Genomic DNA, 13,958 nt, shown 5'->3' with positions numbered 1-13,958 from the left:
TTACTCTTTCTTAGTAAATCCTTTTCTAGTCATTTCGCCCCAACCTTTAGTTCCCATAATTTTTTCTTTATAGCCAATCAAAGCAGCGTATACAGTAAGCGGATGAAAATAAAACGGTTCTATAAAAGCGGCCATTAAAAGTTTGAAAAAATCTGCTTGTTTAGGGTATTTATGATAGGTTTTCTCTTCGCTGTACAAAGCTATAACCGAAAAGAAAACTGCGAACGAATATACGAAAAGCAGCAGCAAAAAGAAAAAATGCCAGTTAAGCAAACCGAATATTATAAATACAGCGGTTATGGCCAAACCGATAAATTCTATTGCTGGAGCTAAAAATTCAAACAAAGTCCAATACGGCACGCTCAACATTCCCAACAGCTTATATTTCGGATTAAGAAACATTCTGCGGTGTATGCTTAATGTTTCAATTGTTCCTCTCATCCAGCGGGAGCGCTGTTTTTTGAATATCTTAAAATCTTCAGGAGTTTCGGTCCAACAAAGGGGATCTGGAATATAGCTCACCGAATAAGGCAGATTATTATCCAGCATATAACGGCGCATTCTCACTATAAGCTCCATATCTTCACCAACTGTTTTGGTGCTGTAACCGCCAGAAAGCAGGGCAATTTCTTTATCAAAAGCTCCAAAAGCACCGCTTATCAATAATAATCCGTCCAGTTTTCCCCAAGCCATTCTTCCCAAAAGAAAAGCTCTAAGGTATTCTAAAACCTGAATTCTTGACAGCATAATATCTGGCACATGAACCTCGACCAAACGTCCGTTTTTAATCACACATTGATTCGCAATTCGCACCACGCCTCCAGTTGCAATAATGCGTTTGCCATGAGACTCCAAAAAGGGTTTTGCCAACTTTAAAAGCGAATCTTTATCAAGAATGCAATCTACATCAATACAAACCACATAAGGATTTTGCGCAATGTTGAGCCCGACATTTAAGGCATCTGCTTTGCCTCCGTTTTCTTTGTCAACGACAATCAGTTTTTTGAAAGCGGCATTTCTTGAAGTGTAAATTCCTTTAACTTTTTTAGTTCCGATTTTTGGATGAATATCTAAATCTGTTAAAACAAGATCGTACGTTTTGGTCAGGATTTCCATCGAATTATCCTTGCTCCCATCATTTACGACAATAACCTGATAATTATTGTAATTCAGCGAAAGCAACGATTTTACATTTTCTTCTATTGTAAGCCCTTCGTTATATGAGGGTGCAATCAGCGAAAGTTTTGGCGCAAATTCGCTGGTCAATAAAACATCGTAATCTACAAAACTGTTTCTTTTGAGATAATTCCTGAGTTCTTTTGTAGAAAGGTAAGCCAAAATCAGATAAGAAGACATGATTAATATGGCATAACCAAGAATCACGAGAATGTATGCATCCAAAAACCATGTTATTTCAGTAGTAAAAAAAGTCATTTCATTATCTCATTTATACTGTTAATGTCTGCAGAATGCTCTGTGCTTCGTATTTTATGATTGTATTTGTTGAGTGAGCTGCCAATTGGGCTACATGAGGAACTTTCTGCGTAAGTTTAAGTTCTTTTATAAGTTTTAGTCCAAGCGTAATGACTGTTGTATTCTGCGATTCCAACAAATGCTCAATTCCCTCTCTGTCACCAAGATCATGTTTTTTAAAGGCACCAATAATATTCAACTGCATCCAATCATCAATTGGATCAGAATGGTCTACTAAATATTTGATGCTTTTAGCGCCTTGAAGTTTTATACAGGCATTTAAAGCAACAATTTTCAATGTTTTATTTCTGGCTTTAGAATAAACTATAGTTTTAGCAAATGCTTCTTTAATATTAAACTCTGCCAATTCTGTAATTCCTTTACATTTTACTTCCCATTTTAAACTTTTAAGTTTTCTAAAGGAAACTTTTACTAAACTAGAATCTTTATAAAACTGTTCCAATTTCTGCGCATAAACGCCTTCATAATTTTTATGCAGATTGATAAGGGAATCCATTAAAACCTCTCTAAAAAAAGAGGTGTCAAAAAGCACTTGAAAATTTTTGTCTTTTATAATTTCAGCATACGGGACATCTTCAAAAATAACGGCCGACAGTACTTTGTCTATCGCTGCACCGTATTCTTTACTAAGCCTTTCTTTCTTTATTTTGCTGCTTCTGCTGGCTACAATACTTAGATATAAAATGAATGAGGCCACTACAAACAGATATATGGAAAAAGTGAGAAAAGGCACTTCCCACTGACCGTGTTTATATAGCTCCCAGATTTCTGTCATCTTAAAAACGTTTGGTTACAATTAACTGTACATTAAACTTATTTCTATATTCTCCTGGGGTATATTCTTCGTATTCGTAAAGGAAAATAGGGCGAACAAAAAAGGAGTCTCCAAAACGATGCTGATACTGAATTCCGGCACGATATGCTTTTAAAGGCTGTGTAAAACTATTGTAGAGATACAAATAAGGAACATTTCCGTATTGCAGCTCCAATCTTATGAGACGTTCTTTTTCTTCATTTACACGCTGAACGCTTAAAACATGAGAAAAAAGTTCGTTCGAAACATCATAATAAGGTCTGTAAGCAAAACTGTAAATTCCTGCATTGTATGCCACTTGCCCTGTCAGCAGCGTAATATCGTCTGCATCAAAATGCATAAATCTTGCGCCTAGCGAAAAATCAAACTTTTTTTGCGGAGCAAAATAATATTCTAAACCTGCTTTGGCAACAGGAAATATGGTTTCTCCCGTAGATACCCCAGCATTTGCATACAAATAGCTTTTGTTTGAAAAGGTCTGATAAAAATCGGTTTCGAACATCATTTGAGTTTCGCTTCCTATGTTTCCGATATTCGCTCTTCCGACGATTGCCGATTTGCTGAATTTATGCGAATACTCTACATATCCGTAATGAAATGGCGGCTGCCCTGGATCTGATGTTGAAATGTTTAGGTAAGAAGCCGAAACTGCATTTTTTGCTTTACGCCCGATAAGGGTTCGGATCCCTCTAAAAGCTTGAGTGCTATTATCGATATAAGCCGATTTTTCTATTAGATCTAATGCTTCTTGATCGCGATTGAGTTTTTCCAGACAGGTTGCCTTAATTTTCAAAACCTCAACCGATTTTGGATCTATAGCGAGATATTTATCACAATAGGAAATACACTTTTCATAATCTTCTGTCCAGAAATAAACGTTTATAAGCGCCTGCAACGCTTCTGGATTCGGATTGTTTCGATCAGCTATTGGAGATAAAACTTTCACCGCTGTTTTATAGTCTTTTTTCCAGCTGTAAATTCTTCCTGCAAAAGTCTGTACGTCCTCGTTTTCTGGATATTTCGTGCGTAGAGGCTCAATAAGAGACAAGGCTTTATCATAATTTCCTTTTTCTGCTTCCTGTCTTGCATTTGCTAAAGTCTCCTCTACATTGATTTCTTGGCCAATAGCAATTGAAGAAATAAAAAGCAGTAGAATGCAATTATAAATATACTTCATCAGATTCGGGTTTTTAGCAATTTATTAATCCTAACTAAAAGTACGGCTGGACTTACAGGCTTGGCAATAAATTCGTTAGCCCCAATATCAAAAGAATCAAGCTCAGTTTGCTCAACCCCAGAAGAAGTCAATATAATGACAGGGATATCAGATTTTAGGTTCTCTCTAACGTGCTGGGTAATTTCCATTCCGCTGATTCCTGGCATATTTATATCGGTCAGTATTAAATCATAGTTTTCTTTTTCGATCGCTTCTAGAGCTTCTTTTCCATCAGAAAACTGGTCAACCGTAAACCCTTTAGACTCTAAGAAAAAAGACAACGATTTGCGTAGGATATCATTATCTTCGGCTACAATAATTCTCATTTTTTATTTTTTTTCTCTTTGGGACAAACTAAATTATCATCATTAGTATAAAGCTACTGCATATTTCCCTTATATCATAGCTCTTTTAAAATTTTAACGACTTCCTCTATTCCGCAGCTAAAAATATTTACTTTATCTAATGTTTCGGCAGTAAATTTGCCAAATGACGCTTCTTCTTCAATAATCGACAGACAATTGCTCAAATCCTGCAGCATAAAAATGTCCATGCTTGATTTCATATTATGCGCCAGTTTCTTTACGCTGTCATAATCGGTATTTTTAAATGCTTCTTCCAATTGTGCCACTTGATTCGGAATTTTTTCAACAAAAAGATTTACCATATCCTTCTTAAATTCAGAATCGCCGCCAGACATTTCGTCTAGGAAAGACATATCAATAATTCTTTTATGATGTGTGTCTCTATCTGGAGTCATTACTGTTTTTATGGCTTTTAGAAGAACGGCTTGTTTAAAAGGCTTCGGCACATAGGCATCCATACCCGATTTATAGCAGCGCTCCTGCTCTCCTACCAGAGAATGCGCCGTCATGGCGATAATCGGAATATTGGAATTCATTTCATTTCGAATGTATTCTGTGGTTTGGTATCCGTCTTTAACTGGCATCTGCAAGTCCATTAAAACCAAATCATATTCGTTTTTCGATAAAAGTTCAATCCCTTCTTCTCCATTATTGGCAATATCCAGATCAAAGCCAAAATTATTAATTACGCTTTTTGCTAGCTTTTGGTTTAAGACATTGTCCTCGCAAAGCAATATTTTAAGATTTCCTAAATCATTTTTAGAAATGGTTTTTACTGCAGTTTCTTCAAAATTTGTTTTTTCATACGAGATAATTACGTAAAACTCAGAACCGCGGTTTAAAGTGCTTTTTACATGAACTTCTCCTTTCTGCAGTTCAACCAGCTGTTTTACGATGTTAAGTCCAAGCCCTGTCCCGCCAAATGTTCGCGTGGTGCTTTCTTCTCCTTGAGTAAATCGTTCAAAAATGGTTTCCAGTTTATCTTTTGCGATTCCGATTCCAGTATCTTTTACCGAAAATTTAAGCGTATAGCGATCTTCTGTTTCCTCTATTTTTTTTACTGAAACCGTAACTTCTCCTTCAGTTGTAAATTTAAGCGCATTACCAATAAGATTTACCAAAATCTGGCTTAATCGCCCCTGATCGCCTACAACCATATCTGGCATTTCAGCATCCAGAAAGAGATTAAAATCGACATCGCTTTTTACTTTCACCTTTAGCAGATTATAAATATGCTTAAGCGTTTTCTTTAAATTGAATGGATTTGACTCGATCGTTAAATTACCCGACTCAATTTTAGAAAGGTCTAAAATATCATTTACTATCAAAAGCAATCTTTCTCCGGCAATTTGAACGCTTTCGATATAATCATGCTGAGTTTCGTCTAACTTAGTTTGGACAAGCAAATCTGTAAAACCAACAATAGCATTTAAAGGTGTTCTAATCTCGTGGCTCATATTCGCCAAAAAGCTGTCTCGCGCCAAAACCGCGCGCTCAGCAATTTTTCTCTGGGCATACAATTGGCTGTTTTTTGTTCCCAACTCTAACTGTGCAATAACGTGTTTTGCCACGATAGAAAGGGCATTGCGCTGGTTTTCATTCAGTTCTTTTACAACATGGTCAATTGCGCAAATCGTCCCAATATTATAGCCGTCTGGTGTTGTAAGAGGCACGCCTGCATAAAATCTTATGTTAAAACCTCCTGTAACATTCGGATCATCCTTAAAGCGTTCGTTCAAAAAAGTGTCGTTTATTTCAACCATTTTCGTATCCAATATGGTATACTGGCAAAAAGTGATTTCACGAGGCACTTCAGAAACTCCTATTCCGATTTCAGACTTGAACCATTGCCTGTTTTCATCAATAAAAGAAATATGGGCAATAGGAACACCGCAGATATACGAAACTAGCTTTGTGGCATCGTCAAAAGCATCATCTGGAAGTGTGTCAAGTATATTATAGCGCTTTAAGGCGGCTAAACGCTGTAACTCGTTGTCGGGAATAGGGAAATCTTGATTCATTTTTAGCGTGATAAAAGTGTATAAAGGTAGCGCAAATTAGTCTAAAAGCCTTTTTCTGGAGCGTGTTTGTTCTAAATTTATAACCAAAAAGATTTAAGTATTACAGTTTGGATTACGCATCTTGTTCTAATCCGATTTCTCTTGTGCGGTTGCTAGCAAACTTATCTTACAGCTTAAGAATTTGGTTTAATTCAAGTATTGTCAACCCTTCTGGAAGTGTTTTTGGAGCTTTGGCTAATTTCTCGGCTAAAAAAGCTGTTGTTATGGGCTTCAGATTTTTAAAAAGTCCGATTGCATTGAAGAATTTTATGACTTTTACTGAAATCTTTTCGCCCAAACGATCCGTATTTTCTCGAATTAAAGGCCCTGGCCTAAAAATGATGTATTGCGCAAAATGGAGTCCTTCTAGATAGTCTTCTAGCTTTCCTTTCATCATCGAATAATAGACGCTGCTTTTTGCCGAAGCCCCGTAAGAAGAAACCAAAACCAACGATTTTACGTTGTTCTCTTTTGCGGCAGCTGCAAATTGGGCAGGAATATCATAATCGATTGTCCATTGTTTTTCTTTTGAACCGGCATCTTTTAAAGTCGTTCCAATACAAGAAAAAAACACATCGCCTTCAATTAAATTCTGAAACGGATTAACGTCTGAAAAATCAACTATATGTTCCGTGAGTTTTGGATGCGATTTCCCTGTCGGACGTCTCACAAAAATTGAAACGGCTGTATAATCATTGTTTTCTAAAAGCAGATCAACCAGCTCTTTTCCTGTTGCGCCTGTACCTCCAATTACTAATGCTTTCATAATGTTCGGAATTTTGTATCGTAAATATAACGATTATACCAATATATCGGTCTACCGATATGTTGCTCCTACGGAGCAATTCTCTTGGATCCAATGGTTAAAACCATTGGCTGTGTGGCTACCGATATTTCGCTACCGATATTTTGCTCCTACGGAGCATTTCCTAGATTATCTTAGATTCAATGGTTGAAACCATTGGCTGTGTGGCTACCGATATGTTGTTACCGATATGCCTACCGATATTTCGCTCCTACGGAGCTTTTTTTTTCTTATCTATTATGCTCCTATGGAGCATTTTGTCAAAAAAAAGCTGCCACAAAAGTGGCAGCTCATTAATTAGACTATTCTAAATCTTATCTTTTAATAAATTTGTGTGTATACTTCGCTTTATCGGTTACAATATTGATAATGTAAAATCCTTTAGCAAAATGGCTTACATCAATTTGATTGTTATTGATTCTCGTGTTGATGGCTCTTCCGTTAACATCATAAATTACAGCTTCGACAATTTCATCTTCTGAACTGATATTCAGATAATCTGAAACTGGATTTGGATAAATGGATAATTGCACTTTCGTGAATTCGTCTCTTCCTAAAACAGCTGTATCAACTAAAATCGATTTTTCAACTACTTTCCCATTAGAATTAAAACTGATTACAATTGTTGCTTTTCCTCCTATTTTTGGAGTTAAAATCAGTTCTTCATTGGCATTTATTTCTGCCGAGACAATAGCTTCGTCACTATTGGATTTGATTGTTTTTACAATGGCGGCAGCTAAATTGTCTTCATCTGAAACCACTGTTTTTAAGTCAATAACTGTCGGGCTTCCCGTTGAAACCTGCGATGGCAGAATGGAATTGACAACGGGTGCTGCATTGTCTGGAAATACGGTCATAGCTGGAAACCAGTAATAATCGTTTAAAATTTTAGTATCGATTAATTTTCCCGTATTGTCAAAAGTATGAATCCAGTTTTTTTGATAATGTAGACCAAATCCGCTCTCGGTAGTGTTTACAATTAAATTGTCTGAAACTGGATCGATTCTCAATGCTGCTCCATAAGGAATTTGCTTAAAAGTTCCTGTTTGTCCCGGAAGTGTTGCAAAACTTTCATTGAATTTCTTGGTTGCCACATCAAATTTTATAATTTGAACGCCTGAAGTAAATGCGTTGACGGAATTCATCCAATACAAAGCATTTTCTTTATTGCTATACGTAAAGCTACCCGCATTCCACGCTCCCCAAGATCCCAAATATTGGGTGGTTGGAATGGCATATTCAATCGTTGCAAAAGTCAGCTGGTCAATATTAATTAATTTCTTGTTTTGAATTCCCCAAATACTTCCGTCTTTAGATTGCGTAACCGAATGAAATGCACCTGCAATAGTTTTAATTACCGTATTTGTTTTAGGATCAATGACCAAAATTCCAGCATTTTGTTTTACGGCAAAAACATATTGAGAAGTACGAATCATGTTTCCAATCTGACCCGCATACTGGCTTCCGCCTCCTGTTCCTGCAATGAGAGTTCCTACTTTCTTATTGACAATATCAAAAACAAAAACTCCGTTTGAAGCGCCTATATATCCTGTTTTTTCATCAACTCCAACAAAAGAGCGTCCATCTCCTCCTCCTATATTATCAAATTCTGCAAGAGTTTTCATTGTTAGAGCATCGGCAACAACTAGCCTTCCGCCTGGAGTATATTGCGTATCGCCTCCATCTTTAGCTTGCTTAGAAACAAAATAAAATTTATCTCCATAAATAGTTCCATATTGCGTAGTAGCGCCAAAAGCTTTATTTTCATTTACACCACTATAAACCCTATAATTAATTTTCCCATCATTACTGACAAAGTTTACAGATCCATTAGTATGTCCAAACCATTCTTCATTTACCATGAAATACCCTTTTGTAAAGTCTATTGCGTTCGAGTAAGGTGCTACAGGGGTAAATGTTGCAATAGGCTCTTCTACGAACGAAACATTAAAATTCCAAACGTCCCAAGAGCCATTTTGCAACACTCGGCTCGATGCACCTAATCCAGAATAATCAAAACTATTATTCACATCATCTCTTACCCAATACGACCAATATCCTTTAGCAGTCCAGCCAGATTGCCAGTGATCTGATGCATCAATTGGCGTATACTCGTCAAAATCATAAGCTGCTGTGTTTACAATACCGCTCACAGGATAATAAGGATAAGTCAAATTGCCGCTTTTGTACAATCCAATTGTGTTGGCTCCGTCCAAATCGAAACCAAACCCTCCAATCGCAGTTCCAAATTGCGTTCCTTGCAGCAGCAGAGTGTAAAAACGAGGGTCGGCTTTTGCAATGGCTTTCATCATATCTTCGCCAGTTGCACTTCCATCCCATTTAAATCCCCAGATTAAGGCGTCTGCATTTTTCCCATCGTTCCATTGCACGGCAAATGCTGCTTTATTGGCACCTGTACCGACCCAAAACTGAATATCATTAAAAGTAGTTGCAGTGGCATTTTTTGCATTTAATTGTTTTTGCGTTGCTGTTTTTAATTTAATATCATTTCTAAGAACGCCTTGCACTTTTGTCTGCGCATGGGCAAGAAATGCAAAAAATAACAGCAGTGCTATAAAGTAGTTTTTCTTCATAATGTTATGGTTTTAAAATGTTGTGTTACTATTTTTTTTAACACATAGAAAAAATCGAGATGTGTCTTGTTTGTCTTAAACTTTGTCAAAGTTCTAATAAGAAATCACAAGGCTAAATCTATGTTTCTATGTGTTAAAAATTTAATTGTATTAGTTAAGATGCAAATCGTAAGCGCCCGATACTTCTGTAGAAACTTCGCCCAGCCAGCCTGCTTCTTGATTAATTGCGGTGTATATTTTTACGAAATCAATTCCGGGAAGCTTTATGTATTTTCCGTTTTTATCTACTGCCCACGAAATATCAATATTTGAAGCTTCGTCATTGTTTGGCGCATTATCGGCATAACCAAATTCAAATGACTTGCCTACCCAATACGATCCTTCGCCGCTTTGATCGTAGAAATTATCGGCTATTCGGGTTCCTTTCAAAGTGTAAGAAGCATCGGTAATCCAAAGGGGATAATAACTTTGGTCATGAAAGACATTTTGAGCTTTATAGCCTGATTTTCCAGCATTATCCTGCCATTTAATATATTCGGTGTTAACCTGCCAAAACTCTGTTCCTGCAACAGGCGTTTTACTGGCATCGGGTTTGAAATAGGTGATTTCGTAGTTTTTTACTGTGGTGTTTTTAAAGTATTCGCTTCCAGCAATTTCGTACCATTCATCTTCATCTGGTTTTCCGTTTTTATTTCTGTCGTAAGCAACCATGATAATTCCAGGCTCACACGATCCTGCACGCGCTTCGTTGGCTTCATTTCCCCAAAAAGCATTTCCTAAAACCTTAAAATCACGCCCGTTCATATTTGGAATGGTGTGATCAAAACCAAAAACAACGTAACCGCCAAAACCGCCCAACGAAATCATAGTCGTATTTGAACCCACGATTGCTTTTTTTGCTGCGGCAATCATACTTGATACTGTATTTCCTGAGACATATTCTGGAATTCCGTTTGTAAACTGTCCGACTGCGGGACGAAAATCGAATACATTAGAAATATATTTGCTATATGTTCCCGTTTCTTTTGTCACGTTGATTGCTGAGCTATAGATCTTTATTTCTCCGTTCATTTCGACTTTTAAAGTCAGTGGATAATTTTTCTGAAACGGACTGATAAAATCCAAATCTGCTGCTTCTGAGATAATAGAATCTTTAACACTCCAAGTCAGTTTTGCTGTAGCTGGAAGAGCCGTTGCAATATTCAGCACTTTAAAACGCTCAATTGTGTACGATTCTTTCAGCACTTCTGAGGGGAGCAGATTTTCATCAGTATCACTGTCTTTATCGCAGGCCGCAAATCCTAAAAAGAGAATTGAAAACAAAGCGATTTTAAAAAGGTTTTTATTCATCATTTAATGGTTATTTTTTAGTTATAAAAGCAATATGAGCAGGAATATTCCCTGCGGTAGTTTTCCATTTTAGTTTTCCGTCGGGCGTAAAACAGTAGATATAGCCTGTTACGACATAGTTTTGAGCATCGGTAATGTAGATTTCTTTGGTTTCTGGATTGACTTGAAGTCCGTACGGAATCATGATTTTTTTGTCGGTTCCGTCTGTAATAATCTGGTCTGTAATCACTTTTTTGGTTTTGGTGTCCAAAATTCCGTAACTCACCTTATTACTGCCAATCAAATAACTCCAAGAAACGCTGTAGTAGTAAAGCAGATCATCGACCAGACAGGTTCCCGAAACAGGAATGTCGAGCTGCATTTTCTTTTCGTCCGTCTTGGTATCGATCACAAAAAGATTAGATGGCGTGTTGTAGTAATCGCCTCTTGAACTCACATAAATATCGCCTCGACTGTCAATCTGCATACTGTACAAATTGATGCCCACATCTATTTTTTTGATTTCTGTGAAAGTCGCCAGATCAATAACCGAAACCGTTCTGTCGTAATTTGGCACTCTGTAACCGCCAGAATTGGCCACATACAATTTTCCGTTGTGAATAACCATTTGTTCGGGCTGATAGCCCACGGTCACTTTTCTTTTTATTTCTAATGAGGCGGTATCAATTTCGGCTACAAAACCGATCTCAGCATTCGGATTGATTGCAACTGGTCCAGAATACGAACTCACATACGCTTTGTCTTTATAAAATGCCACGTAACGGCAATTCGGAATATCTATTTTTTTGATGCGTTTTGCCGTCCATTTTTCTAAAACCTCAACTTTGTTGGAGCAATTGATGACGGCATACACTTTATTGCCATAGATTTTAATGTCGTTTCCAACATCTCCCAATTCTTTTACGACACTCGGGTTTCGCTCTGAATATACATCTGTAGTATAATTTCCTGTTCTGTAATTGAAAACGTCCAGACTCGCGCGATTCATTCCCATATTGCCTTCATTCAGAAGATAAAAACCTTCAATATTGCCGTCGCTTCTGGGTGCGGCAACAGCGGTATCTTGAGAAAGAAATATCGTTTCGTCTTCACGGCAGGAAACCAAAGAAATAGCTATGCTAAAACCAAATATTATTTTTAAAAATATCTTTTTCATAACTCAAAACTGATTATAAATTTGAATGTTCGTCCCGGCATCGGATAATTGTAGATTACTTCATACTGCTGGTTAAAAGCGTTGTTGACTTCAACTGTTCCGTTCAATTTGTAATTTTTGAATGCAAAAGATTTCTGAATTGCCAAATCGTGCGTATACCATGGCTGGACTTCATTGACTTTGATATTATTGACGTTACCATTGTAGCGTTTTCCAACGTAAATAAAGCTGTAATTGAAGTTCCAAGATTCGTAATTGGCGTTTAAAATTCCCGAACCGCTATGCCAAGGCGTATACGGAATCTGATCTCCGTAAGACGACATTTCCAATCCTACAACCTTTGTAAAGTCCTGACTTTGCGAATACGTATACGTTAGGTTTGCGGTTAGATTTACTTTCTGAATGTGAGCTGCCATATTCAAAACCGTTTCGATTCCTTTTCCTTTTACCTGTCCGATATTGGTCATCATCCAACGGAATAAATTTCCTGTTGGGGCGGCTACAATTTTGTCTTTTGTGCTGGTATAATAGGCATCTGCCTGAAAAGAAAATGCATCAAAAAAACTTTCCTTTACGCGAAAATTATAGGTAAAGCCAACATCGTACTGATTCATATATTCTGGCTTCAAAGTGCTTGAACCAATCATGGTGTAATACAAATCATTGAAAGTCGGCATTCTGAAAATGCGTTTGGCAAATGCTCTTAAATTGAAATCGTATTTTTTAAATGGCGTGTAACCCAAAAATATAGCAGGAGTAAATTCAGTTTTATTGGGAGCTTTGGCGTTATACTTTACCTCTTCGATGACGCGGGTTGCGAGTACATTTCCTAAAACTTTAAAGCCTTCATATCGATAGGAAGTTGCCAGAGAAACAAGCGCTGTATAACGCTGCGGAAAAGAAAATTGTGTCTGGATGCCTCTTCTTGTCGCATTTAATTTATTGTACTGAAAATCGGTTGAGAGCGAAACATCCCAAGTGGGCAAAATGCTGTACATATTGACGGCCGAGAAATAGGTTTCCTGCTGATAATAGCTGTCATCAGATTGTGCGCCTTCAGTCACGGTTTCGCCCAAAACATTGGTGGTATCTCGTGCAATGTAATGCGTGTAATCGTAGGCGAACTTTCCTTTTAGCTGCAATTTATATTTTTCTGAAACCTCTTTCGTTAGAGAAGATTGTCCAAAAAAATTCTTGTCGAATTGTCTAAAACCATCTTTAAACTTGTTTTCTACAATTGCTCCGGGAGCACCTCTTTCAGAATCATAATAATAGATTTTTGCGTCCCAAGTTCCTTTGTTGATTTTGCCAAAAACGCCCGATTCAAATCGAAAAGCTTCTATATCGCTGTTCCAACGTGTTGCTGTGGTGTCGTAGGCAATGCTTCCGTCTAGATTTTTTCTTTTGTATCTAAATTTATACTGCCCGTTTGATTTGATGTACTCAGAACTTACACTCATGCTGACTTTGTCGCTCAGCTTTTGTTCCCATCTGAAAGAAGGATCATGATAATTGATGGACATTGTTTTGTACCGAACCAGCAGATTTGTTTTTTTATTGCCTGCAAAAACAGGGCGTTTGGTTCGTAAATAAATTGCTGAAGCTGATGCAAAGTCTTTAGCAGACTGAAAAATTTCGCTTTTCTGGCCATTATACATGGTAAGCGATTCCATATCGTCGAGCGAATATTTGCCTAAATCGGTTACACCGTTTTGGGCATTTCCAAGCTGAATTCCGTCATAAAAAACACCAACATGATGTGTTCCCATGTTTCGAACATCAACTGTTTTGAGTCCGCCAACTCCGCCATAATCTTTAATTTGCGTTCCTGCAAAATAGCGAAGCGCATCGGCCACGTTATGACTGGCAAGTTTTTCGAGCAGAACTCCCGAAAGGCTTTGTACGGGAATGACTTCCTGATAGAGTTTTCCTTTTAAAACGACTTCTTTTAAAACCCGCGAACTATCGGTCACTGCTTGAGAATGAAGCAAAAAAGGAATCAATACAATAAAAGCGGCTAAAAGCGTTTTTCTACAATTATACATCACGATTTAATTAAATAAACTTTGTGTGATGCAGTAATTATACAACAGTAGTAATCCCA

At 37.3% G+C, this 13,958-nt stretch carries 10 protein-coding genes; all 10 read right to left on the bottom strand.

What is annotated here, in order from left to right; all coding sequences use genetic code 11:
- Window positions 1–1,434 carry a glycosyltransferase family 2 protein gene (locus N4T20_RS14140; protein WP_260669779.1) on the bottom strand — a complete coding sequence of 478 codons (1,434 nt, stop codon included), beginning with the start codon at window positions 1,432–1,434 and terminating at the stop codon, window positions 1–3.
- A 13-nt stretch (window positions 1,435–1,447) separates the two neighbouring features.
- Complete coding sequence (locus N4T20_RS14135) at window positions 1,448–2,269, bottom strand: hypothetical protein (protein WP_260669778.1); 822 nt, start codon at window positions 2,267–2,269, stop codon at window positions 1,448–1,450.
- A 1-nt stretch (window position 2,270) separates the two neighbouring features.
- Entirely contained in the window at window positions 2,271–3,485 is a 1,215-nt protein-coding gene (locus N4T20_RS14130) for a tetratricopeptide repeat protein (protein WP_260669777.1), read from the bottom strand.
- Window positions 3,485–3,850, bottom strand: coding sequence for a response regulator transcription factor (locus tag N4T20_RS14125; protein WP_260669776.1), 366 nt, complete (start codon window positions 3,848–3,850; stop codon window positions 3,485–3,487). The genes N4T20_RS14130 and N4T20_RS14125 overlap by 1 nt, the downstream gene beginning before the upstream one ends.
- A 74-nt stretch (window positions 3,851–3,924) precedes the next feature.
- Complete coding sequence (locus N4T20_RS14120) at window positions 3,925–5,910, bottom strand: GAF domain-containing hybrid sensor histidine kinase/response regulator (RefSeq protein WP_260669775.1); 1,986 nt, start codon at window positions 5,908–5,910, stop codon at window positions 3,925–3,927.
- A 166-nt stretch (window positions 5,911–6,076) separates the two neighbouring features.
- Window positions 6,077–6,715 carry an NAD(P)H-binding protein gene (locus N4T20_RS14115; protein WP_260669774.1) on the bottom strand — a complete coding sequence of 213 codons (639 nt, stop codon included), beginning with the start codon at window positions 6,713–6,715 and terminating at the stop codon, window positions 6,077–6,079.
- Window positions 6,716–7,068: 353 nt separating this feature from the next.
- A complete protein-coding gene (locus N4T20_RS14110) occupies window positions 7,069–9,348 on the bottom strand; it encodes a DUF5074 domain-containing protein (RefSeq protein ID WP_260669773.1) in 2,280 nt (759 codons plus the stop codon).
- Window positions 9,349–9,498: 150 nt separating this feature from the next.
- On the bottom strand, window positions 9,499–10,698 hold the full coding sequence (locus tag N4T20_RS14105) for a cell surface protein (protein WP_260673116.1): 1,200 nt from the start codon (window positions 10,696–10,698) through the stop codon (window positions 9,499–9,501).
- Between the two features lie 10 nt (window positions 10,699–10,708).
- Complete coding sequence (locus N4T20_RS14100) at window positions 10,709–11,854, bottom strand: DUF5074 domain-containing protein (protein ID WP_260669772.1); 1,146 nt, start codon at window positions 11,852–11,854, stop codon at window positions 10,709–10,711.
- Window positions 11,851–13,899, bottom strand: coding sequence for a TonB-dependent receptor (locus N4T20_RS14095; RefSeq protein ID WP_260669771.1), 2,049 nt, complete (start codon window positions 13,897–13,899; stop codon window positions 11,851–11,853). Before N4T20_RS14095 ends, N4T20_RS14100 begins: the two co-directional genes overlap by 4 nt.
- Window positions 13,900–13,958: the final 59 nt, after the last annotated feature.

Origin of the sequence: Flavobacterium sp. TR2 (assembly GCF_025252405.1) — a bacterium.
In the GTDB taxonomy this organism is placed as follows: Bacteria; Bacteroidota; Bacteroidia; order Flavobacteriales; family Flavobacteriaceae; genus Flavobacterium.
Note: the sequence above shows the minus strand (reverse complement) of the source record. Positions and strands in the feature narration are given on the sequence as shown.